The following is a 22,900-nucleotide window of genomic DNA, read 5'->3' as shown; positions in this document are numbered from 1 at the left end:
ACTTAAGTTGCCTATCTATTAGGCATGCGATGAAATGTTAGGCGGTTCGTAGAGAGGCCCAGACCGGCAAATGGTCTGATGCGGCAGCCGAAGTGGCGCTGTGATGCACCCCGCTGGTCTCATAGCTCCAATCAGGGGTAGCAATAATCCGGTCAAAACGCGCAATAGGTCGCGCCGATGGGTAGCTCGCACCAGGTGTGATCTGTTGCCATCCCATCCCGAAGACCTGCATTGCACCGGTTAACCGGCCCCATTGATTGAAGTCGCCCATGATTACAGTTGGCATCTTCCCGCGACGTGTGCACTGCTTGAGGATTGCCTTGATCTGATCACGCCTGCGCAGCCCGGAAAGATCCAGATGCGCGCCCAGCACCCGGATGTGCTCCCCCCGCAAGTCTAGTTCCGCCAGAACGGCGCCGCGCGGCTCGAGTGTCGGAAGATCAAGCGGTTCTGCATGAAGACACTTTATGTCCCGCCTGACCAAAAGAGCATTGCCATGCCATCCAAGGCTTCGCGGTCGTTTGGCCACCGGCAAGGGCCGCCAGCGCGTATCGTCCAGCAGAGCACGCGGCAACACACTTGCGCGCGCACCAAAGCGTCGATCTGCCTCCTGTAGAGCGATGATGTCCGCATCGACTTCGCGCAGGACTGACATGATCCGGTCAGGATCGCGGCGTCCATCAAGCCCGACCGCCTTGTGGATGTTGTAGCTGGCGAATGTCAGTTCCACGCGGGATCCACTCCCCATGTGCGCTATTACGTTTCACCTGCAATGTAGCGGTCAGTGGCACGGGTAGGCAGACCGTCAATACTCGATATACGCAAGGAATGCTTGGCCGCCCATTCATCTGGATCAGCCTGGGCATGAGCTTTCTTGAGCGTTTGTCGCTCATCCTGAAACTCCATGAACGGCACGCCCCAGCCGCAGCTGGTCTGGACGCTTTCAACGTCAATCACGAAAATCTGGCGCGTGCCGGGCATCAAAGTGAAATGCGCAGCAAGACCGCTCCATTCATCGTCCTGTGGTAATACAGCTCGCCCGCGCCCGTAGATTCGCAAGATGAGCGCCGGCTGCTGGAAATTGCAGAACATCACGGTAATCCGACCGTCAGCGGCCAGATGTGCATTCGTCTCATTGCCTGATCCGCCAAGATCGAGATAGGCAACCCGCGTCGGCGACAACACCCGAAACGCGTGATAGCCCTTGGGGCTTAAATTGATCCGTGCGCCTTCTGCCGCAGTCGCTACAAAGAAGACCGGCTGTTTGCCGATCATTTCGATATGCTTGTCGAGCAGACTGTCGGTGAAATCTGCCATCAGAGAAAATCCTTAAGTACCTGCATGAACCGGTCGAACTGGTCATGGTGCAGCCAGTGCCCTGCTTGCTCGAACTCAATCACTTCGGCGTTGTTGAAATATTTGATCCGGCCATCCTTCTCCGGATTCGAAGCCCAGCTGTCCGCGCCATAGAGCAGCAGCGTAGGCGCAGTAATCGCACCCCAAATCTGCTGAAGGAATTCGTCAGCAATGTCCTCAACGCCCCAGACATTGAGATGCGGATCGAATTTCCAGCTGTACGTGCCATCCTCATTGCGATTGACCCCGTGGATCGTGAGGTGCCGCGCCTGTTCCTCGGTTAGATAGCTGTTTTCCTCAATCATCCGCGCAAAAGCCGCTTCTATACTTTCATACTTGCGCGGGATGCGGGCCGATGCCGCGCGCTTCTTGCCAATCCATTCCGCAAAACGTTCAGGATATGGCGTCGCGCGCATCTCTGCCTGTCGTTCTGGCGAAGGGCCGAGGCCTTCGATCGCAACGATCTTCTTCACCATGTCAGGAAACACTCCGGCGTACCTAAGGGCAACGTTTCCGCCCATCGAATGGCTGACGATAGTCACCGGACCTGCACCAAGTTGATGGATCAACTGCGCGAGGTCATAGACCATGTCGTTCGCCCGGTAATTGCCATCCGACACCCAATCGCTATCGCCATGACCGCGGTGATCCATCGCCACAACATGGTAGTCATCGCGCAAGGCCTGCGCCGTCCAATCCCAACTACGTGCATGGTCGCGCCCGCCGTGAACCAGAACAAGGGGCGGTTTGCCTTCATTGCCCCAATCCTCGTAATTAAGGCGGAGCCGCTGCGAGATGAATGTCTGGGATGTAGGTCCTGAGCCGTTCATGGCTCAAGCTTTGAGCGATGCTTGCGCAGCTTGCAAGCCCAGCCTCGCCTCTAACGTTCCTTCGTCGCCGAAAAGGTCAGCTCGGGATTGTTTTCTGCCTGGTAGTTCACGTCCCACGGGCTTTTCGCCATGAACACCAGATCACCATCGCGGTCCTTTGCCAGATTGGCGCGATTGAAATCCTCAAACTGCTTAATCGCGGCTGCTGGCCCCTTGACCCAACGTGCAGTGGCAAAGGGTGAGGCTTCGAGCCCGGCTTCGACTTTATATTCGGCCGACAACCGCGAAACCAGCACTTCGAGCTGCAGCTGACCAACCACGCCGACAATATGCTGCGCACCGATCTCCGGGTAAAAGACCTGGATTACCCCTTCCTCGGAAAGATCGTCGAGCGCCTTGCGCAGCTGTTTGGTCTTAGTCGGATCCTTCAACTGCACCCGACGCAGGATTTCCGGCGCAAAGTTGGGCAGTCCGGTAAAGCGGATTGTGTTCTTCTCGCTCAACGTGTCACCGACACGCAAAGTGCCGTGGTTGGGAATCCCAATAATGTCACCCGCTTCCGCCGTGTCGGCGATTTCGCGATCCTGTGCGAAAAAAAGGATCGGCGAATGCACAGCGATGGGCTTGCCCAGTCCCGAGGGGGTCAGCTTCATCCCACGTTTGAACGTGCCGGAAACCTGCCGCATGAAGGCAATACGGTCACGATGGTTGGGGTCCATATTCGCCTGGACCTTGAAGATGAAGCCGGTGACTTCATCGCGCGATGGCGGAATCTGCTCTTCTCCAGCCGGCTGAGGGCGAGGGGGCGGCGCGAACTTCGCAATCGCGTCGATCAGCTCCTCGACCCCAAAATTCTTCAGCGCCGATCCGAAGTAGACCGGGGTTAGGTCGCCATTGCGATACGCCTCAAGATCAAATTCAGGATAACCGATCTGTGCGAGCTCGGCATTTTCTGCAACCTCTTCGGGCAGCTGAGCATTCTCGTCACGCTTGCCGTGAAATTCCTTGGAAGGGCCTTCGGGCCGCGCCACTGTACCAGTGGCGAAGTCGAGAATGCCTTCGAACTGGCCACCCATTCCCACCGGATACATTTGCGGTGACACATCAAGCGCAAGCATATCCGCGATTTCGTCGAGCAGCTCGAAAACCGGACGGCCTTCACGGTCGACCTTGTTGACGAAGGTGATGATCGGAACGCTCCGAAGGCGGCAGACCTCGAACAGTTTTCGAGTCTGTGGCTCGATACCCTTCGCGGCATCGATCACCATGATTGCGCTATCGACGGCGGTCAGCGTCCGATAGGTATCTTCCGAGAAGTCTTCGTGTCCCGGTGTATCAAGCAGGTTGAAGGTGATGGTCTCACCATCGAATTCCTTCTCGAAGGTCATGACCGAGGAAGTGACGGAAATGCCGCGTTGCTGCTCGATCTTCATCCAGTCTGAGCGAGCCCGCCGCGCCTGTCCACGCGCCTTGACTTCGCCCGCCAGATGGATCGCACCACCTTGTAAAAGCAGCTTTTCCGTGAGCGTGGTCTTACCGGCGTCAGGGTGCGAAATGATCGCGAATGTGCGGCGATTGGACATAGTCATAGGCAGCGCGGGACTTATCCGCGGAGCTCCGCTCCCTGCTTCGCGGCGGATGCCACGACTGCATCCGAAATCGCCTTGAGGTCCGCGTCCTTATAGCTTTTCTCGGTCGGCTGAAGTGTAACTTCAACCGCGACCGATTTCTTGCCTTCGGGCACACCTTGCCCAGCAAAAACATCGAATACACGCGCATCGACGATGTTTATCTTGTCCGCGCCTTTAACCGCGCGCACCAGATCACTTGCGGCGAGCTCTGTCGGAACAAGGAATGCGAAGTCACGCGTCACAGCCTGCAAGGCAGGTGGCGCAAAAGACGAACGAGCGAAGCTGGCATTCTTCTTCGCAGGGATAGCATCCAGATGGATACCCATTGCTGCCACGGGCACGTCAATGTCATAGGCCTTGAGCATAGACGGATGGATCATGCCGAAGCCTGCAATCACGTTCTTTGGCCCCAAACGCAAGGTGGCGGATTGACCGGGATGATAAGCATCGCCTGCTTCACCCATGACCATCAGATTGCTGACCGGTGCGCCAGCCGCCTCAAGCAGTTCGAGGCAGATAGCCTTCGCGTCATAAGCATCAAAGGTGGTTGCCTTGCCTGAAGCCCAACCGCGACGCTCCTTGTCACCCGCCAGCACGCAAACCAGTGTCGGGTGTTCGCCATCCTCAAGATAGCGCCGCCCAATTTCGAACAGGCGTATGCTTGAAGCGCCGCGATCGAGATTGCGCTGAACTGCTGACAGCAAGCCAGGCAGCAAGGACGGCCGCATGACCTTCATGTCTTCGCTGATCGGGTTGTCGAGTACCCATTTACCGCCGCCAACGCTTTCTGCCTGATCTTCCGAAATGAATGACCATGTGATCGCTTCGTTGAGCCCGCTAGCAGCCGCGGCACGGCGTAGCCTGCGTTCGGTCAACTGCACTGCGGTTGCGGTAGGTTTGGCAACGCCATCTGCCCGCGGCAGAGCAACGCTTTCTACCTTGTCGAGGCCGTGGATACGCACAACTTCTTCCACCAAGTCCGCCGGCCCTTCGATATCGTGGCGGCGGAGCGGACAGGTCACGTTCCAGTCTCCATCGATTGCGAAATCGAGGCTCTCCAGAATGCGCTTCTGTTCTTCGACCGGCACGTTAATGCCGCCCAGACGCGCGGTCAGGCCGGTATCGAACGCAATGACTTTCGGCTCGCTTGGAGGTACGCCTGCGTGCACTTTCTCGCTCGCGGTTCCGCCAGCCAATTCAACGATCAAACCGGTCAGCAGGTCCAGGCCGTAATCAAGAAACGTCGGATCGACACCGCGTTCGAAGCGCGTGCGCGCATCAGACGCCAAGCCAAGCTTGCGGCCCGTCACGCCGATGCGCGCCGGATCGAAATAGGCAATCTCCAGCAGCACGTCTGTCGTGTGGTCCGAGCAGCCAGAGTCTTCGCCACCCATGATGCCTGCGACGTCATGCACACCTGCATCGTCAGCAATCACGGTCATGCTGTCGTCGAGCGTGTAGGTCTTCTCATTGAGCGCCAGCACTTGCTCGCCATTCTTTGCCCGGCGTGCGACTACTGCGCCTGTCAGCTTGGCCAGATCATAGGCGTGCGCCGGACGGCCATATGCCAGCATGAGATAGTTGGTCAGGTCGACCAGCAGCGAAATCGGACGTTGGCCCGCACTAGTCAGCCGTTGCTGCAGCCAGTCTGGTGAAGGCCCGTTTTTCACGCCTGTGATCACGCGGCCATAAAACGCCGGACAACCTTCAGGGTCGTCGGTGCGGATTTCAACCGGGCAAGCACCGGACGTTTCGAACTCCGGCATTGCGATGGGCTTCAGCGTCCCAAGCCCGGCCGCCGCCAGATCGCGCGCAATCCCGTAAACGCCCATGCAATCGGGGCGGTTGGGCGTGATGGCAACGTCAATGATCGGCGAGGTGCCGTGATAATCGGCAAAGCTGTGACCCACCGGCGCGTTGTCAGGCAGTTCGATGATACCGTCATGCTCGTCGCCCAGCTCCAGCTCGCGCACAGAGCACATCATGCCGTTTGATTCGACACCGCGGATCGCACTCTTGCGCAATTCCATGCCGTTTGACGGGACGATCGCACCGGGCTGCCCCAGCACGCCCTTCATGCCAGCACGCGCATTCGGCGCACCGCACACTACCTGAAGCGGATCTCCCGACCCAGTGTCGACAGTCAGCACCTGAAGCTTGTCGGCATCAGGATGCTTCTCAGCCGTCAGCACTTTGGCAACAGTGAAGCCTGCCAGCCGAACGGCGGGATCTTCCACCCCTTCCACTTCCAGGCCGATGGCGTTGAGCGTATCGACGATCTCCTTCACCGAAGCTTCGGTATTGAGGTGATCTTTCAGCCAAGTGAGCGAGAACATCATGCTTTCGCTCCTACACCTGCTGACAGCGTCGGCTGGTCAAACGGGCTGAACCCATAATGCTGCAACCAGCGGACATCGCCGTCGAAGAAAGCGCGCAGATCGGTCATGCCGTATTTGAGCATAGCCAGACGGTCGACCCCGACGCCAAAGGCAAAGCCCTGCCACTGGTCCGCATCAAGCCCTGCCATCTCGATCACGCGGCGGTTGACCATGCCGCTGCCCAGCAGCTCCATCCAGTCATGCCCGTCATCATCGCCATTGCCGCCGACAACCCAGCGGCCGCTCTCTTTCGAATAACCAACATCCACCTCGACGCTCGGTTCAGTGAACGGGAAGTAGCTGGGGCGCAGGCGCAACACGATGTCGTCGCGTTCGAAAAATGCCTTTAAAAAGGTTTCAAGCGTCCACTTGAGATGCCCCAAGTGAATGTCACGATCGATCACCAGACCTTCGACCTGGTGAAACATCGGTGTGTGCGTGGCATCGCTGTCGGAGCGGTAGACACGCCCCGGCGCGATGATGCGGATCGGCGCACCTTGTTCTTTCATACTGCGAATTTGGACAGGCGAAGTATGCGTGCGCAGCAGCATGGAATTGCCCTCCACATCTTTGTCCGGGAAATAGAAGGTGTCATGCATAGCGCGCGCAGGATGGCTTTCATCCATATTGAGCGCAGTGAAATTGTGCCAGTCGTCTTCGATCTCGGGCCCGGTTGCCACCGCAAAACCCATGTCCGCGAAAATCTCCGCCAGCTCGTCCATCACCTGGCTGACCGGATGGACCGAGCCATTCGGTGCATCGGGTGCAGGTAGCGTCAGGTCGAGCTTCTCGCTGGCGAGCTGCGCTTCGAGCGCAGCGCTCTCGAGCGCGTCCTTCTTCGCTGATATTGCGTCGGCAATCTCGCCACGCACAGCCTGAATAGCTGGCGCGGCAGCGGAACGCTCGTCCGGTGCCATCTGGCCGAGCGTCTTCAACGCTGCACTAACCCAGCCCTTCTTTCCGAGCGCAGCTACGCGTTGCTCTTCGAGCGCATCCAGCGTTTCCGCCCCATAAACGGCAGCCAGCGCTGCCTCTTTCTGTTGTGTCAAATCTGTCATTGCTAATTCTTCGCGGTTGAAGGGCGCTCCGCTAGCGGGAAATGGGCTTCAACGCAAAGCGCAATCAGGCGGGTTTGTCCAATGTTTGCGCCGGCGGACCCCAAATCCGCGCGCGCGCTTCGACAAATGCGGTCAGGATCGGGTGTTCCTTCGAAGCATAGGCGCTGGGTGACATACCCATGAAGGTCTGAAACTCGCGCGTGAATTGTGCCTGATAGTGGTAGTGCTCGTCCATCGCATCCGTCCACTTGCTGCCCTCACGCAGCATGAATGTGGTGAGGCTACGCATAAAGCGCTGACGCCGCATCAGCAGCTTGGGTGCAAAGCCGAAATAGCGGCTGCAAATCCGCTCCAGGCTGCGGGTGCTGAGCCCGGCTTCCTTCGCAAACTCCGACACGCTGCTGAGATTTTCGTCCACCAACGCGCGGTGTACGCGCCTGATTTTCTCGTCATTGCGGGTTGGCTGCATCAATCCACGCATAGTGTCACAGATAGCTTCGAATTGCGCCTGATCGTCTATCTCAGGATCACACAAGATATCCGCCAGCGGCGCAAACTTCGCAAAGGCCGGGTGCCGTTCTCCGTCACATGTTTGGTTCGCAAGGATCTTCGCTTCGACATCGATAAATCTGCACCAGCCAAGCGGCATGAATCCAACGCCCCACAGCCGGGTGGAGCCGATCTCGAAATAGGTGGGCAAGGCACTGGGGCCGCTCGCGGCAAAGCGTGGGCGTTCGACAGATGTCTCGCCTAGTTGCGCCAAGGGCCGAGAACCTGCCATGAAGCGGATGCCAGCCCACTCGGGCTGCAAGTGATCACAGATTGTGCCACCGACTTCGACTGTCAGGTCCAGATGGTAGAAGCTGGTGAAGCACCCGTCGAATTCAGGCGGCGGCGCGAAGAATCGACTTCGCACTTTATATTCGGGCATCTCATGCTAGGGCGAGCGCCCTAGATTCTTTTGCGACCCCACCATGCGTCGCTGTTTGGCGCAAGTGTCGCAAACTTACAAATGGAAAGGCGCCGGAAGTTACCTTCCAGCGCCCTCAAATTAGCTAGCTTATCCGCTGTTTAAGCAGGAAGCGCTGATTTCGCCTGAGCGATCACAGTTTTGAACGCCGCTGCTTCGTTCATAGCGAGATCCGCCATAGCCTTGCGGTCCAGCTCGATGCCAGCCAGCTTAACGCCGTGCATGAACTGCGAATATGTGAGGCCTTCAGCGCGGACAGCCGCGTTGATGCGCTGGATCCACAAAGCGCGGAAGTTACGTTTTTTGATCTTACGGTCGCGATATGCATATTGGCCAGCCTTTTCGACGGCCTGGCGGGCAATGCGGATGGTGTTCTTGCGACGACCGCGATAGCCCTTGGCTTGATCGAGTAGGCGCTTGTGTTTCTGGCGTGTGGTTACGCCGCGTTTAATGCGAGGCATTTCAAATTCTCCTTAAAACCAGCGCGCTCAATCGAGCCCGTAAGGGGCCCATTTCTTGACTGTCTTCGTGTCGGCTTCCGACAGGACAGACGTGCCGCGGTTCTGGCGGATATACTTCGCATTGTGGCTGATCAGACGGTGGCGCTTACCCGCGACGCCGTGTTTGATCTTGCCAGTGGCGGTGATTTTGAAGCGTTTCTTCACACCGCTTTTGGTCTTCAGCTTGGGCATTTTTATCTCCTAATCAGATATCGTTCGATATCGTTTCCGGGACACGTCCAACCAGCCCTGGCAGCCCTAACGGCCAGACCGGCAGATGATTCACGTGTCAGTGAAGGCGCGCGTAATAGCGATTCTCGCGGGTAATGCAAGGAGAGTCTGGCAGGCAAAGCGCCCACATGAGCGCACGTGATTCTATAGTGGCCAGCGTGCAACCGATTAGGCTACCCGCCGCCCAACGCTTCCAGCACTTCCTCCAGCCGTGCGGGTTCGCCCAGCGCCAGCACTGAACCGTCACTATCGGCATCAAGCGGATTGCCTTGCCAATCGCTCATCTGTCCGCTTGCGCCCTCAACGATGGGAACCAGCGCGGCATAATCATGAAGCTTCAGCCCGCTTTCGATCACGATATCCAAATGCCCCGAGGCGAGCAGGCCGTAATTGTAGCAATCACCGCCATAAACCGGGAACGGGTGTTTAGGATATGCCTTGGCAACGACGCGCAGATAAGCATCGACCTCTTCTTCCGCGAAGGCATGCGGGCTGGTGGTGGCAACACGTGCCCCTTCCAATGACCGGCAGCGGCGCGTTGTTGCAGGCTTGCCATTTAGAGTAGTGCCCTGACCGACCACACCGACCCAGCGTTCGCCAAGGATCGGCTGATCAATAACCCCCAAAACCGGCCAGCCGTCCTGCATCAACGCGATCAGCGTACCGAAGATCGGGCGACCAGCGACAAAGCTTTGCGTGCCGTCAATCGGGTCAAGCACCCATTGCCTGCCTGCGCCTTCATTGCGCGTGCCGTATTCTTCGCCAATGATCCCATCATCGGGCAGTTCCGCTTCGATGATCGCGCGCATGGCCGCTTCGGCTGCCCGATCCGCCTCTGTCACGGCAGTGTGATCATCCTTCGTTTCTTCATTGCAATCGCCGCGAAAAAGCGGACGGATCGCTGCGCCAGCCGCATCAGCCAAACGGGCAGCAAGCGCAATATCAGACGACTTCATGACAAACCCTTTAAAACTCGATAGAAGACCGTGCAACCGGGTCGCACATTGGAGTAAAGTCCAAACCGGGGATACCGTTAAAGCAATGACAGCTGATAACAATCGCCGCAGCGATGATACAGCAATGCGTTCACGATTTGGGATGACGGAAGTGGGGGAACCGCTGTCACTAAATCGCGCGCCATGCGACGAGCTGACACTATGGGTGGCGCGGATCTTCGCTGTCGACGTGGATGCGCCCGATGATCATTTGATCGACTGCGGACTATGCGCGGATACACCGATACTGCGCATGTTATTCCGCGGAAGATGGACCGCAAAAACACGCCATGGTGTGTGAGCCTATGAACGCGCGACGGCATTCTTTGGCCCACAATCAAGACTGATGCCCGTACGGATTCGCGGTGGCTTTGCGACTTTAGGCGTTGCTCTGAAGCCTGGCGCGGTCAGCATGCTCAAAGGACCTGACGTGGCCGACACGCTGGACCGGATCATCTATTACGATGATATCTTCGGAGATCACACGTGGGGCACCAGCGAACAGTTGATGAAATGAATGTTTCGATCCTGATGGAGCGCCGGAACGGCGGTTGCGCGTGGCGGAAAAGCTGCTGGTACAACTGATCGAAAGGGCCGGTGCCAAAATGCCTGATCCGATCATCGAAGCTTTCGACAAGGCAGCGTTCGCTGATCCCAATCTTAATCTTGCAGATTTCGCCAGCGATCATGCGGTAGAGCGCCGACGGCTCGAGCGGCTAGTGAAGAAGGCCTATGGCCAAACCCCCAAACAAGTTCTGCGGCGCGCGCGCTCTGGACATTGCCGCAAATCTTATCGGCGTGGCAGATTCTTCGGAAGCGGAAGAGATTGCGCTGCGTTACTTTGACCAATCGCACTTCATCCGTGACTTCACGTCATTCTTTGGCGTGACGCCGCATAAATTCCGTGCGCAACCACGCCCGCTCCTGACCATAACTCTGGAGCAACGCCAAGCCCGCCGGCTAGAAGAGCTCAAGCGGTTGAGACCCGGTGAACACCGGCCCTGGCTGGCCGATCTGGAGCAAAATCCGGCTTAGTCGAACAACGAGCTGACCGAGCTTTCGTCAGCGATCCGGCGCACAGCCTCACCAATCAGCGGCGCGATTGTCAGAACGCGAATGCGATCGGATGCCTCAGCCGCTTCGGTTGGGCGGATTGTGTCCGTGATGACCAGTTCTTTGAGCGCAGAGCCGTTGACGCGCGCAACAGCTCCGCCCGACAGCACGCCATGCGTGATATAGGCAGCCACGCTGTTTGCGCCCTGATCGAGCAAGGCCTGTGCCGCATTGCACAGCGTGCCGCCCGAATCCACGATGTCATCGATCAAAACGCAGTGGCGCCCCTTCACATCACCGATGATGTTCATGACCTCACTTTCGCCGGGACGGTCGCGGCGTTTGTCAACGATCGCGAGCGGGGCGTTGTCGAGCCGCTTGGCCAGCGCGCGCGCGCGCACCACACCGCCAACATCGGGGCTGACCACCATTAGATCCTGGTCTCCATAGCGTGCCTGGATATCGGCCGCCATGGTCGGCGCGGCATAAAGATTGTCTGTTGGAATATCGAAAAAGCCCTGGATCTGCCCGGCGTGAAGGTCCACCGCCAGCACGCGGTCTGCGCCGGCTTCGGTGATCAGATTGGCAACCAGCTTGGCAGAGATTGGCGTTCGCGGGCCGGGCTTCCGGTCCTGACGGGCATAGCCGAAATAGGGGATTACAGCGGTGATCCGGCGTGCCGATGCACGACGCAGGGCATCGATCCCGATCAGCAATTCCATCAGATTGTCATTGGCTGGAAAGCTGGTCGACTGAACGATAAACACATCTTCTCCGCGCACATTCTCGTTGATTTCGATGAAGACCTCTTCATCGGCAAAGCGGCGAACACTCGCGTCTGTAAGCGGCAATTCCAGATAGGCGGCGATCGCCCGGGCAAGCGGCAAGTTCGAATTGCCGGACATAATCTTCATGAGTAGCGAATCCCCGAAAGCAGCTGATTTCTCCGGCCTAGCGGAGAGTCATAGAAACGCAACAGAGTGAAGTGATGGGTTTTACCCAGCACTGGTGTTTACTTAAACCGATGTTCGCCTTTGATCCAGCGTACAGTGCCAGAACTGGCGCGCATCACTACGCTATGCGTTGTCATCAATCCGCCGCGCTTGCGTTTCACGCCTTCGAGAAGCGAGCCTGAGGTCACACCGGTCGCGGCGAAAATACAGTCGCCTTTAGCCAGATCTTCCAGCTTGTAGATCCGGTCCAAATCTTCAATGCCCCATTTGCGGGCGCGGGCCTTTTCATCTTCATTGCGGAACACCAGTCGACCATTGAATTGCCCACCGACACAGCGCAGTGCAGCGGCTGCGAGAACACCTTCAGGCGCGCCGCCTTGCCCCATATACATATCGATCGTGGTGTCTTCGTCCGTTACTGCAATCACGCCAGCAACATCGCCGTCACCGATCAACACTACCCCGCAACCGATGCCGCGCAATTCCGCAATCAGGTCTGCATGGCGCGGCCGATCAAGCACGCACACGATAATCTCACAAGGTTCGACCCCTTTGGCAGCTGCTACAGACTGCACATTTTCGGTCGCTGATTTGGCGAGATCGATCACATCCGGCGGATAGCCAGGGCCAACCGCGATCTTGTCCATATAGGTGTCAGGTGCGTTCAGCAGATTACCCTCTTCAGCCGCGGCGAGCACGGCCAGCGCATTGGGGCCTGCCTTGGCTGTGATGGTTGTGCCTTCCAGCGGATCAAGCGCGATATCGATCTTCGGCCCTTTGCCCGGCGCGCCGCCCACTTTCTCGCCGATATAGAGCATGGGTGCTTCGTCACGCTCCCCTTCGCCAATCACCACCGTGCCATCCATATAGAGCGTATCGAACGCCCGCCGCATCGCTTCGACCGCCGCGGCGTCGGCCGCTTTCTCGTCCCCGCGCCCAATCAATTGCGATGCCGCGACGGCCGCAGCCTCGGTTACGCGCACCATCTCCAGAACCAGAACGCGGTCGAGCGCGTTTCCGTCAGAGGATTTTTGAGCAAGGAGGTCGGTGTTCATGTAAAATTCAGTCCCTCGAGTGTGTTGGTGAATTGCCCTAAACAGAAGGAGCGGCGCTTGTCGAGCAGACCCGTATGGTGGACCGGGAAAAGCGCCCCATTGCTGCTAGTTTGGGCCTATGTAACTCCGGCAGTCGCACAAGAAGTTGCGCCTGAATACACGCCTCCGCCTCCCCCCCTTCGCCAGCCAATGGATATCGAACCGATCGAGCGGACAGACACGGTCGACCTGCTGGTCGAAATGCCTGACGGCCCGGCAGATCAGCGCCGTATAGAGCAATGCGAGGAGGAACAGGATGCCTCGACAATCTCGCGCACTATCGTGGTTTGCCGCGAGATCGTGGAAGACAATTCCAACTACTACAGCGGTAGCCGTGAGGATGCGCGTGATCGCTATGCTCGGCAAACGCAATACGCTGACCCCCATTCCTACGCCCGATGTTGCGGGCGAAGGCATCACTGGGCCTAAAGCGCTAATGGGGGCAGGTGTGACAATTACTGGCTGCATCATCCCTCCATGCCCTCCACCGCCGGCTCTGATCATTGATATAGAGGCCTTGCCAGAGGCGCCGGCAGGATCAGACGCGGACAGAATTGCGCGTGGGCTACCGCCGATTGGCAATGACACCGGCGACCGGATCCCGACCGAGCTTGAGTCGAAACGCGACGAAACTAGTCCGGCAGAATCGGAAGAACCAGCGGGGGGGCGGTAAGGCTGTCCGACCCTTCCAACAGGTCAATCGCGCCGCGCACGCAGCGCTCCGGCCCTTCATGGGTGACCATGGCGACCAGCACATCACCGCCGCCATCATCCGCCCTACCTTTCTGGATTAGGCTTTCAATCGAAACACCCGCGTCGCGCATCGCTGCAGTAATTTCTGCCAGCACGCCGGGGCGGTCTGTTACGGTAAACCGCAAATATGTACGCTCGGTCCGTTCGCCAGATTCGGCGGGCAGCATTGGCGACAGGTTGGCGACGGGAATGGAGAACGGCGCGCCCACTTCATCACGCGCGATATCGATTACATCCGCGACCACGGCGCTGGCTGTCGGGCCTTCGCCTGCGCCGGCACCTTGAAACAACAGGCGGCCGGAAAAATTGCCTTCCGCGACAACCGCGTTTGTCGGCCCGTCAACACCGCTAAGAGGGTGCGCTTTCGAGACCAGACAAGGCCGCACGCGCTGCAACAGGCGATCCCCACCTGGCGTGTGTTCGACATCGGCCTGCGCAATCAAGCGAATCACAAAGCCAAGCGTGTCAGCCTGCGCAATATCTGCCGCGCCAACGCGGGTGATGCCTGTCACGCGCACAGCATCAAAATCCAGCTCTGCGCCAAAACCGATCGCCGCCAAAATCGCCAGCTTGTGCGCGGCATCTACCCCTTCGATGTCGAAGGTCGGGTCTGCCTCTGCATAGCCCTTGTCTTGTGCCTCAGCCAGAACATCGGCAAAGTCCGCGCCGGTGTCTTCCATCGTCGACAGGATGTAATTGCAGGTGCCGTTGAGAATTCCGTAAATGCTGGTGAGCTGGTTGGCCGATGTGCCTTCCCGCAACCCCTTGATCACCGGAATTCCGCCTGCGACCGCCGCCTCGAATTTCAGCGCGACGTCTTGTGCCTCTGCACTGGTTGCCAGCGACAGCCCGTGGTGCGCGATCATCGCTTTGTTGGCGGTAATCACTGCCTTGCCATTGGCGAGCGCGGCTTTGGCCAGTTCCAAGGCAGGTCCATCAGACCCGCCAATCAGCTCCACCACAACATCCACGTCGTCGCGCGTTGCAAGAGCCACGGGATCATCTACCCACGCAAAGGGTGACAGATCCACGCCGCGATCCTTGGTCCGGCTTTGCGCGCTGACAGCGGTTACTTTCAACTGCATGCCCGCGCGGGCGGTCAAAAGGTCCCGATTGGTTTCCAGAAGGCGAATTACGCCAACACCAACCGTGCCCAGCCCGGCCAGGCCGATGCGTAATGTATCAGCCATCCACGCTCTCCTGAACCGGGTGGCCAAAGGAGCGGCGAACTGTATCTGGAATACGCAGCGGTTTGCCGCTGGCCAGATCAACCATCACCGCAACCAGCCGGATTTCCGCGCGCAGTGAACCGTCCTCTGCACCGTGCAGAGTGATTAACTGTTCCATGCTGGAATTGCCGATCTTCGGCACAGTCATGCGCCCTTCGATCAATTCATCCGCTCGCATTGGTGCAAGATAATCCACTTCGGCGCGGCGGACATGGAATTCCAGCTCATCTGGCATGCCGCGAGTGCGCGCATCACGAAAGTACTCTGTCACCAGAATGTCTGCATATTCTAGGTAACGCGAATTGAAGACCACCGATTGCGGATCAACCTCGGCATAGCGCACGCGAAAAATGTGTTTGAAAGTTTGGCTCATCACTTTCAGCCCCTAGCGCGAGGTGCCGCCCATAGGGAAGAGGGTTCGCGATCACTTTGTCTTGGCAGTGGATTAGGCCAGCTTTGCCATGCTCGCCCTAACTGCGGGTGCAAGGCCCCAGAGCGCCCATCATCAGCTGATAGTCGCGTTCTGCCTGCGTTCGGGCGGCGCTGTCATTCGATAGATTGGCTTCAGCGGGTAGCCGCGCGGGCAAGGCGCAGGCAAGACGGTACCATTCGAGCGATTCGGGCTCGGGCGGCCGCGCGGACTGGTCGATGATTTCTCCCCAGGACACACCCCAGGTTGGCGGTCGGCCCGGGCGACGCAGGATCGCAACAGAGACCGGCGCGCCATTCTCCGTTTCCAGGAATATTTGCGTCTCCGATTCGCCCGTCAGATTTCCGGGCACGGACAAGGCATCGCGCACCCCGACTATCACCGGAGGCGAATCGGGTGCGGCCAGATCAGTCAAAACCGGGCGCAGGCGCGCTTCAAATTCTGGAGAATAGAATTGCTGCGCCGAATCGCCGGACAATTGCAGCTCGGACGGGCGGCCCGGCACACTGCGCGCGAAAAGAAGCACCTCTTGCTTCTTTAGATTGGGCACCTTGCCACGCGAATCGAGCGGTACATCGACCAGATAGCGCAAACTCTCTCCCAACGGTGCCGAACCGGACAAGAGCGCCATAGTCTCGGCCTCTACATAAAGTCGCGCGAATCCGAGCGCGACATCAGGCGCGCGCTCTGGCTCGAGCGCGATTGCGCGGCGAATCTTGGCCCGCACTACCAGCTCGGCGTTGTCCGCCAGATCGACAAATTCCGCATAGGTTGGAAGAGCAGAAGCACCCTGTTCTTGAGCGGAAATGGGCACCGCCACCAGAGCGGAAGCGCTAGCGACCAAGAGAGTCAAGTTTTTGATTTGTAGCATAATTTCAGTCTCAAGTCAGATTGCTTCGAGCAATGTGGGAATATTCGAATGCTCACAACAGCACCCTTGCAAACATTCTATAGATAGCAGACAATTACGTGTGAATCGGCAATTAACCGATAAAGCGTTTGCGCGGCACAAGCTTGGCCGTTAAAGCGAAAAGCTAAGGACTTGGCTAAGTTGGGGAGTTGTTAAGCTTTGTTCCTTTGCAGGCTCCCTTGCGGGACTACCTGCAAACTTCCGGGTCGCCGGCGCGCAGCCCGGTCAGGGAGAAAATTGGAGTTTTCGCTTCGCAAACAAATTTGGTTTGCGGGGCAAAAATTGTCGAGCCCAACCTCGGCAAAGTGAATGGAGAGAAGCGACTGGATGGCCTACGCTGACCAACAAACGAGCGGTAACCGAATCACGGCAATAGTAATTGTTGCCCTGATCCATGTTTTCGTCGGTTACCTTTTCATTAGTGGTTTGGCAGTTTCAGCGGTGAAGAATGTGGTCGAACGAGTGACCACCATCGACATCGAGGAACCGCCACCGCCTGAGCCGGAGGATGAACCGCCTCCGCCTGAACCTCAAGAAACGGCACCACCTCCGCCTGTGGCTCCGCCACCGCCGATCAATATCGCACCGGCGCCGCCGCCAATCCGGACCCAGCCGACGATTCCGCCGCCTGCTCCGCCGGCATTGGTCATACCGCCACCGGCACCGCCCGCGCCGCCTTCACAGGCTCGCGGAGCAACCACCCGTGGTGAAGGGCGTTGGGCTGCCCGCATTCAGGAAAACTATCCCTCGCGCGCTTTACGAGAGGAAGTGGAAGGTACGGTTGGCGTAAGCGTGGTCGTGAGTCCGGAGGGGCGAGTCGCATCCTGTCGTGTGTCGCGGTCTAGCGGCTCTAGCGTACTCGACGATGCGGCGTGTCGCGGAATGGAGCGTTATGCGCGCTTTAACCCCGCACTTGACGCAGCCGGCAATCCGACGACCGGATCGTACAACACCAGCATTGTTTATCGACTGAACTAAGGGTCGGGCAGAACAGAGAGAGCCCGCGCCCTCCGGGGACAATTATTAAAAGGACTATTCGCTATGATTATCAACCTTCTAGCAGCGGCAGACGCAGCTGACGTCAAAAACAGCTTCGGTTTCATGGAAGCAATGGAACAGGGTGGCCCTGTTGCCTGGTTCATCCTTGCCATCATGATCATCATGAGCGTTGGCTCATTCTACATCCTCATCACAAAGTTGCTTGAGCAGAGCAAAGTGATGAAGCAGTACAAGCGCGACGTGCAGGGCAAGTTCTGGCAAGCCGGCTCGATCAAGGATGGCGCAACCAAGCTTGAGAAGAACAGCGCATGGCGCCAGGTCGCCGACGATGCTCTTCGTGCAGAAGACGAGCACGGCAAGATGACCGACAAGCTTGAAGCACATGACTGGATGCACGGTTCGCTGCAGCGTTCAGAAGACGCCATCAACGCAAAGCTGGCTGGCGGTCTTCCGTTCCTCGCAACGGTTGGCGCGACTGCACCGTTCGTCGGCCTGCTCGGTACGGTTATCGGTATCTACCGCGCGCTGATCAACATCGGTATCGCGGGTTCGGCATCGATCGACAAAGTTGCTGGACCGGTTGGTGAAGCGCTGATCATGACCGCCATCGGTCTGTTCGTGGCTGTGCCTGCGGTGTTCGCATACAACTGGCTCCAGAGCCGTAACCGCCGCATCGCTGAAGCGCTCTCAAGCTTCTCGACCGACATACTGGCTAACATCAGCTCGAATGGTGCGGTTCGCCCTGCGGTCAAGGCTCCGGCACGTGCTGCTGCGAAACCAGCAACAACTGCTGGTGGCGCACAGACTGCACCGAAGGCCTAATCGCCTAATGTTAGGCGGGGGCCGCTGGCTCCCGCCGACAACAACCCTTGGCGAAAATTACGAATAGGAATTAGCAATGGCTATTTCGATGAGCGGTGGGGCAGAGACCCCGATGTCAGACATCAACACCACGCCATTGGTGGACGTGATGCTGGTGCTTCTGATCATCTTCCTCATCGCGGTTCCGGTGGCTATCCAGACTATCGAGAAGCTCGAGATTCCGGTTCTGGAATCGATCGAATCGAAGGATAAGGTCGAGAACCTGCTGCTGACTGTGAGCACAACCGATGCAGGCGGCCGAAGCGCAGGCGAACCGGGCTTTGAAGGCGCATCGCGCAACGGAAAATGCCGGGTGTATTTCAACAACATCACACCGGTGAGTTCGGAAGAACTTTACGACATGGCATTTGCTCGCCTTGACGCGATTGTGACAGCTGCTGGCGGCCCCGAAGCGATCATGAAAGATCCAGAGCGTATCCCGCAGGTTCACATCCGTGGTGACGTGAACGCACCATGGCGTTGTGTCGCAGGCGCGATCTACAACGTGCAGGCCTCGGGCTATCCAACGGTTGGCTTCATCTCGAACCCGATTCCTCCGGGCATCTGATCCGCCGAAACAAGAATTTAGGAGTACGCACCTATGGCAATGTCAGGCGGTAAAGACGATGGATCGCCAATGATGGAAATGAACATGACGCCGTTGATCGACGTCTTGCTCGTTCTTCTCATCATGTTCATCATCACCATTCCGGTGGCTACACACTCGGTCGATATCGACCTTCCGCAGCCGAGCCCGAATGACAATCCACCACCGATTGATCCGATCAAGAACAAGCTGGTTCTCACACAGACCAACGAGATCTTGTGGAATGCACAGCCGATCACCATGAGCGAGCTGGCAACCAATCTTCAGCAATCGCTGACGATCGATCCGGAACCCGAACTGCAGTTCGAGCCCGAAGCGCTTGCAAGCTATGAGCTTTCAGCGCGCGTTTTGAACGTCATCAAAGCCTCGGGCGTGACGAAGTTCGGCTTCGTCGGCAATGAGAAGTATCGCAGTTTCGCTGGCGGCCAACAGTAAACGTCAGCTACAACCAAACACTATCAAGGGGCGGAGCAATCCGCCCCTTTTTTGTTGGCTCAAGACGATGTTGACACCTGATGCCAGTCTGCGTCTAAACTAGGGCAGCATGCGTTCCACCAAATTTGTTCTCGGTCAAAGATAACGCGTTCTCATTCACTCATAGTTGATCCACTTAACGAGACGGATCGTGAAATCGATCTCACTGCACCTTGACGCAGAGCAAGCACGGGTGGAGCCTAGAATGTCGATCTTCATTGAAGACGGCAATATCGTTCTGGTACGCGAAAAGGCCGCATAGACCGGGCCCGATCAAGCCTATCAGCTATTCACCTCGATCGGCATCCAATCGCATAGCTTCTCCCGCCAGCGTTTCCACCTCCAGCAAAAGTTCCTCGTCGATCGCGCCTTGAGGCACGGCTTCGCGGCCGATCATCGTCATTACCGGGACTGCGAGCGGGCTCACTCGCTCCAATTCGACATGGCGCAATTCGCGCTCTGACCGTTCGAGCAGATCGCCCAGACGCCCGACATCGGTCATCCGCTCGCGCGCATCGGCCCACGCGGCTTCCAGCAGCAGATGGTCAGGCTCATACTTGCGCAGCACGTCATAGATCAGGTCGGTTGAGAAGGTGACTTGTTTACCGGTCTTGCGTTTTCCGGGATGCTGGCGCTCAACCAGCCCACTGATCACCGCGACCTCGCGAAAGGCGCGGCGCAGCAGATGCGATTCCTGAATCCATTCAACAAATTCATGCTCGAGGATGTCGGGCGACAATAGCGGTGCTGGATCGGCAACTGGCTTAAGGCCCCACACCGCCAGCGAATAATCGTTCGCGACGAAGCCGCCCGGTTGCAACCCGCGATCCTCCATCCTCCGCGTGATGAGCATGCCGAGGCTCTGGTTCGCGTTCCAGCCCTCGAAGGTGTAATAGACGCTGTAGTGCTTCTTGTGATGCGGGAAGCTTTCAACCAAAAGCATGCCCGGCCCGGGCATCTCGCTGCGCCAGTCCTGCACTTCCAGCCATTCGCGCACGTCATCTGGGAACCGCGCCCAGCCCGCGCGGTCGACCAGCATTTCCCGCACGCGCGCCGACAAATGCGTGGTTAGCGGCATACGCGCCCCGCCATAGCTCGGGATCGTCGCGCTTCTTTTCGCCGCGCGCACGATCACGTCCATATCCTTGAGCTGTTCGACCTCCAGGCTGAGGCCAGCGAAGAAAAAAGTGTCACCGGGAGATAGCGTGGCGGCAAAGCGTTCCTCCACGCGGCCTAGATTGCGCCCGTTCTTGAACCGCACGGTCAGCATCTCGCTGTCGATAATGATGCCCGCATTCATGCGATGGCGCTGCGCATGCTCGGGATGGGTCAGCCGCCAGACGCCTGTTTCGTCGCGCACGATCCGCTTGAACTTGTCATAAGCGCGCAAGGCGTAGCCGCCATTCTCGACAAAGCCGAGTACGCGCTGCCAATCTTCCGGTGTGACCCAGCTGTATGCGAGCGTAGAGCGCACTTCGCCAAGCAGCGCATCCTCTTGGAAAGCCCCCGCACAGGCACATGCCATCACATGCTGCGCCAACACGTCGAGCCCGCCGGGCCGGAAATCCTCACCATCGCGTTGACCCGCATCAACCGCATCTTTCGCTGCGGTTGCTTCGAGGAATTCGAAGCGGTTGCCCGGCACCAGGATCGCACGGCTGGGCATGTCCAAGCGGTGATTGGCGCGGCCAATCCGCTGCAACAGTCGCGAGGAACCCTTGGGCGCGCCCATCTGAACTACGCAGTCGATATCCCCCCAGTCGATACCCAAATCGAGACTGGCAGTGCACACCAGCGCGCGCAGCTCGCCGCGCGCCATCGCGCCTTCGACCTTGCGCCGCGCTTCGACCGAAAGACTGCCATGATGGATGCCGATCGGCAGATTGTCTTCGTTCACATCCCACAACAACTGGAAGATGAATTCGGCCAGAAAGCGCGTATTGGTGAAGACGAGAGTTGTCTTGTTGCGCCCAATCTCCTCCATGAGCTGAGGAATCGCCCAGCGCCCGGCATGCCCGCCCCACGGCACGCGCTCTTCGAACGGCAAGAGGATATCGACCTCGGGTTCGGCGCCCTGTTCGCCTTCGACCAGCTGGATGGAGTCAACATCGCCCCACGGAGCGAGCCACCCGCAAATCCCAGCAGGGTCAGCGACTGTCGCGGACAACGCAACCCGTTGCATATCGGGTGCAATAGCCTGCAACCGGCTTAGCGAGAGCACGAGCAGATCGCCGCGCTTGCCGGTCGCAAATGCGTGGACCTCGTCCACCACTACACGCTTCAATCCTTCGAACATCTCGAAACTATCGGGATAGGACAGCAAGAGCGAGAGGCTTTCGGGCGTGGTCAGCAGTACGTGCGGCGGCTTCACTCGCTGGCGTTTCTTTCGATCAGACGGTGTATCGCCGCTGCGCGTCTCGACCCGGATCGGCAGCCCGATTTCTTCAATTGGTGTCAGCAAATTGCGCTGCACATCATGCGCCAGCGCCTTGAGCGGAGAGACATAGAGTGTGTGCAGGCCTTGATGCGGCGCGCTGTCCGCAAACCGGGAGGGCGCAAAATCCGCCAGTGTTGGCAGAAACCCTGCCAGCGTCTTGCCTGCACCGGTATCCGCCACCAGCAGCGCGTGCTTGCCCGCATCCGAAGCTGCGAGCATTTCCGCCTGATGCCGCCGCACGCACCAACCGCGCCCGGTGAACCAGACTGTGATCTCAGGCGGAACCTGAATGGGCGGATCGCTTGCGGACATTATCTGCCCACTATGGCGCGGATAGCGGCTATTCGGAAACCTCACTTGCCGCCATCATTCCCGTCTTGATGTCTTCAAGGCCAAGCCCCGTCAGCTCGGAGATGCGCGACAGCTCGCCCGGCGAAAGCTCTTCATAGGCTCGCAAAGGTGGCAGGTCAGCTGTGGCTGCTTCCATTTCGCTTTCCATATTGGCCATCGCTTCCATCATCGCGGGCATGGCTTCCATCGTCGCTCCGATAACACGCGGGTCGCTTGCCAAAGTGAAGCTCTTACGTGCGTAGCTCAAGCCGCTCTCGGTAGAGAAGAAGGCATTGATATCTTGGAGTTCGGCATCGGTAAAAGTGATTGCATAGGCCTCCGTCATGGCCTTGCGCATACTTGGTTCCATGGCATCCATCATGCGGCCCATGATTGCCGGCATTACCGCGCCAATAGCCGCGTTGCGCTCTTCCCGCACCGGATCAAGGATCGTCGCAACTTCTGCCAGCTGTTTTTCATTCAGGTCCAATTCGTAAGCACTGACGCCAAGCGATTTCGCCACATCGCCAGAGCTGGCTTTCGAGGCCATCTCCATAATCGGCCCCATCATGCCGTCGAACATTGAGCCCATCATTTCGCCCAAAGTGCCTGGCGGGATCATCTTGTCGATGATTTCCTGGCTAATCGGCAGTCGCGCTTCCTCCTCTGGTGTCAGCGGCTCAACCGGAAACATCTGAGCCATCATAGCCATGACGTCTTCTTCGGACTCGGCATCTTGCGCTGCGGCGGGCGTGCCAAACGTCAGTGCCAGGGGCGCGGAGGCCAAGATTGCTTTCTTCCAAAATTTCATAGCTGCGATA

Annotated in this window: 26 protein-coding genes; 8 read left to right on the top strand and 18 right to left on the bottom strand. The window is 58.2% G+C overall.

What is annotated here, in order from left to right; genetic code table 11:
• Positions 1-37 precede the first annotated feature (37 nt).
• The 10 genes from QQX03_RS02925 to hisN all read right to left on the bottom strand — a co-directional run bounded on the left by QQX03_RS02925 (position 38) and on the right by hisN (position 9,910).
• A complete protein-coding gene (locus tag QQX03_RS02925) occupies positions 38-730 on the bottom strand; it encodes an endonuclease/exonuclease/phosphatase family protein (protein WP_285976389.1) in 693 nt (230 codons plus the stop codon).
• 26 nt (positions 731-756) lie between these two features.
• The gene (locus QQX03_RS02920; protein WP_285976388.1) at positions 757-1,317 is read right to left on the bottom strand and encodes a pyridoxamine 5'-phosphate oxidase family protein; all 561 of its coding nucleotides are present in this window, start codon (positions 1,315-1,317) and stop codon (positions 757-759) included.
• Positions 1,317-2,186, bottom strand: coding sequence for an alpha/beta fold hydrolase (locus QQX03_RS02915; protein ID WP_285976387.1), 870 nt, complete (start codon positions 2,184-2,186; stop codon positions 1,317-1,319). Before QQX03_RS02915 ends, QQX03_RS02920 begins: the two co-directional genes overlap by 1 nt.
• 50 nt (positions 2,187-2,236) lie before the next feature.
• Entirely contained in the window at positions 2,237-3,769 is a 1,533-nt protein-coding gene (locus QQX03_RS02910; RefSeq protein ID WP_432762842.1) for a peptide chain release factor 3, read from the bottom strand.
• A gap of 20 nt (positions 3,770-3,789) precedes the next feature.
• Positions 3,790-6,156 carry a phenylalanine--tRNA ligase subunit beta gene (gene pheT, locus QQX03_RS02905; protein ID WP_285976385.1) on the bottom strand — a complete coding sequence of 789 codons (2,367 nt, stop codon included), beginning with the start codon at positions 6,154-6,156 and terminating at the stop codon, positions 3,790-3,792.
• Complete coding sequence (gene pheS / locus QQX03_RS02900) at positions 6,153-7,253, bottom strand: phenylalanine--tRNA ligase subunit alpha (protein WP_285976384.1); 1,101 nt, start codon at positions 7,251-7,253, stop codon at positions 6,153-6,155. The genes pheT and pheS overlap by 4 nt, the downstream gene beginning before the upstream one ends.
• Before the next feature lie 64 nt (positions 7,254-7,317).
• Positions 7,318-8,184, bottom strand: a complete 867-nt coding sequence (locus QQX03_RS02895) for a helix-turn-helix domain-containing protein (protein ID WP_285976383.1) — start codon at positions 8,182-8,184, stop codon at positions 7,318-7,320.
• Between the two features lie 140 nt (positions 8,185-8,324).
• Positions 8,325-8,684 (bottom strand): 50S ribosomal protein L20, encoded by a 360-nt coding sequence (gene rplT / locus QQX03_RS02890; protein ID WP_285976382.1) that lies wholly within the window; start codon positions 8,682-8,684, stop codon positions 8,325-8,327.
• A 27-nt stretch (positions 8,685-8,711) separates the two neighbouring features.
• Complete coding sequence (gene rpmI / locus QQX03_RS02885) at positions 8,712-8,915, bottom strand: 50S ribosomal protein L35 (RefSeq protein ID WP_160727701.1); 204 nt, start codon at positions 8,913-8,915, stop codon at positions 8,712-8,714.
• 212 nt (positions 8,916-9,127) lie between these two features.
• Positions 9,128-9,910 (bottom strand): histidinol-phosphatase, encoded by a 783-nt coding sequence (hisN, locus tag QQX03_RS02880; protein ID WP_285976381.1) that lies wholly within the window; start codon positions 9,908-9,910, stop codon positions 9,128-9,130.
• 85 nt (positions 9,911-9,995) lie between these two features.
• On the opposite strand from hisN, the gene QQX03_RS02875 reads away from it, so the two are divergent.
• The 3 genes from QQX03_RS02875 to QQX03_RS02865 all read left to right on the top strand — a co-directional run bounded on the left by QQX03_RS02875 (position 9,996) and on the right by QQX03_RS02865 (position 10,984).
• The gene (locus QQX03_RS02875) at positions 9,996-10,250 is read left to right on the top strand and encodes a hypothetical protein (protein WP_285976380.1); all 255 of its coding nucleotides are present in this window, start codon (positions 9,996-9,998) and stop codon (positions 10,248-10,250) included.
• Between the two features lie 45 nt (positions 10,251-10,295).
• Complete coding sequence (locus tag QQX03_RS02870) at positions 10,296-10,466, top strand: hypothetical protein (RefSeq protein ID WP_285976379.1); 171 nt, start codon at positions 10,296-10,298, stop codon at positions 10,464-10,466.
• A gap of 215 nt (positions 10,467-10,681) precedes the next feature.
• Positions 10,682-10,984 (top strand): hypothetical protein, encoded by a 303-nt coding sequence (locus QQX03_RS02865; RefSeq protein ID WP_285976378.1) that lies wholly within the window; start codon positions 10,682-10,684, stop codon positions 10,982-10,984.
• Here the strand turns inward: QQX03_RS02865 and QQX03_RS02860 are convergent.
• Together QQX03_RS02860 and glpX are read right to left on the bottom strand one after the other, a co-directional pair.
• Positions 10,981-11,916, bottom strand: coding sequence for a ribose-phosphate pyrophosphokinase (locus QQX03_RS02860; protein WP_285976377.1), 936 nt, complete (start codon positions 11,914-11,916; stop codon positions 10,981-10,983). The genes QQX03_RS02865 and QQX03_RS02860 overlap by 4 nt on opposite strands.
• A 98-nt stretch (positions 11,917-12,014) precedes the next feature.
• Positions 12,015-13,010: a class II fructose-bisphosphatase gene (gene glpX / locus QQX03_RS02855; RefSeq protein ID WP_285976376.1), complete on the bottom strand. Its 996-nt coding sequence runs from the start codon at positions 13,008-13,010 to the stop codon at positions 12,015-12,017.
• A 189-nt stretch (positions 13,011-13,199) separates the two neighbouring features.
• On the opposite strand from glpX, the gene QQX03_RS02850 reads away from it, so the two are divergent.
• Positions 13,200-13,478 carry a hypothetical protein gene (locus tag QQX03_RS02850; protein ID WP_285976375.1) on the top strand — a complete coding sequence of 93 codons (279 nt, stop codon included), beginning with the start codon at positions 13,200-13,202 and terminating at the stop codon, positions 13,476-13,478.
• Positions 13,479-13,681: 203 nt separating this feature from the next.
• Here the strand turns inward: QQX03_RS02850 and QQX03_RS02845 are convergent, their stop codons facing one another.
• The 4 genes from QQX03_RS02845 to QQX03_RS11545 all read right to left on the bottom strand — a co-directional run bounded on the left by QQX03_RS02845 (position 13,682) and on the right by QQX03_RS11545 (position 17,102).
• Positions 13,682-14,992 (bottom strand): homoserine dehydrogenase, encoded by a 1,311-nt coding sequence (locus QQX03_RS02845; RefSeq protein ID WP_285976374.1) that lies wholly within the window; start codon positions 14,990-14,992, stop codon positions 13,682-13,684.
• The gene (locus QQX03_RS02840) at positions 14,985-15,404 is read right to left on the bottom strand and encodes an acyl-CoA thioesterase (protein ID WP_285976373.1); all 420 of its coding nucleotides are present in this window, start codon (positions 15,402-15,404) and stop codon (positions 14,985-14,987) included. Before QQX03_RS02840 ends, QQX03_RS02845 begins: the two co-directional genes overlap by 8 nt.
• A gap of 97 nt (positions 15,405-15,501) precedes the next feature.
• Positions 15,502-16,305, bottom strand: a complete 804-nt coding sequence (locus tag QQX03_RS02835; RefSeq protein ID WP_285976372.1) for a hypothetical protein — start codon at positions 16,303-16,305, stop codon at positions 15,502-15,504.
• A gap of 596 nt (positions 16,306-16,901) precedes the next feature.
• Complete coding sequence (locus QQX03_RS11545; RefSeq protein ID WP_432762855.1) at positions 16,902-17,102, bottom strand: hypothetical protein; 201 nt, start codon at positions 17,100-17,102, stop codon at positions 16,902-16,904.
• Between QQX03_RS11545 and QQX03_RS11540 the strand changes: the two genes are divergently transcribed.
• From QQX03_RS11540 to QQX03_RS02815, 4 genes are all read left to right on the top strand, one after another.
• On the top strand, positions 17,014-17,349 hold the full coding sequence (locus tag QQX03_RS11540; protein WP_432762841.1) for a TonB family protein: 336 nt from the start codon (positions 17,014-17,016) through the stop codon (positions 17,347-17,349). The genes QQX03_RS11545 and QQX03_RS11540 overlap by 89 nt on opposite strands.
• A 63-nt stretch (positions 17,350-17,412) precedes the next feature.
• A complete protein-coding gene (locus QQX03_RS02825; RefSeq protein WP_285976370.1) occupies positions 17,413-18,192 on the top strand; it encodes a MotA/TolQ/ExbB proton channel family protein in 780 nt (259 codons plus the stop codon).
• 76 nt (positions 18,193-18,268) lie between these two features.
• Positions 18,269-18,799, top strand: coding sequence for an ExbD/TolR family protein (locus tag QQX03_RS02820; protein WP_285976369.1), 531 nt, complete (start codon positions 18,269-18,271; stop codon positions 18,797-18,799).
• A 33-nt stretch (positions 18,800-18,832) separates the two neighbouring features.
• Positions 18,833-19,273: an ExbD/TolR family protein gene (locus QQX03_RS02815; RefSeq protein WP_285976368.1), complete on the top strand. Its 441-nt coding sequence runs from the start codon at positions 18,833-18,835 to the stop codon at positions 19,271-19,273.
• Between the two features lie 325 nt (positions 19,274-19,598).
• Here QQX03_RS02815 and QQX03_RS02810 read toward each other — a convergent pair whose 3' ends face one another.
• Together QQX03_RS02810 and QQX03_RS02805 are read right to left on the bottom strand one after the other, a co-directional pair.
• Positions 19,599-22,061 carry a ligase-associated DNA damage response DEXH box helicase gene (locus QQX03_RS02810; RefSeq protein ID WP_285976367.1) on the bottom strand — a complete coding sequence of 821 codons (2,463 nt, stop codon included), beginning with the start codon at positions 22,059-22,061 and terminating at the stop codon, positions 19,599-19,601.
• A gap of 28 nt (positions 22,062-22,089) precedes the next feature.
• Positions 22,090-22,866, bottom strand: a complete 777-nt coding sequence (locus QQX03_RS02805) for a DUF2059 domain-containing protein (protein WP_285976366.1) — start codon at positions 22,864-22,866, stop codon at positions 22,090-22,092.
• Positions 22,867-22,900 lie beyond the last annotated feature (34 nt).

This window comes from Altererythrobacter rubellus (assembly GCF_030284385.1).
In the GTDB taxonomy this organism is placed as follows: domain Bacteria; phylum Pseudomonadota; class Alphaproteobacteria; order Sphingomonadales; family Sphingomonadaceae; genus Erythrobacter; species Erythrobacter rubellus.
This window is presented reverse-complemented; position numbering and strand designations above follow the sequence as displayed.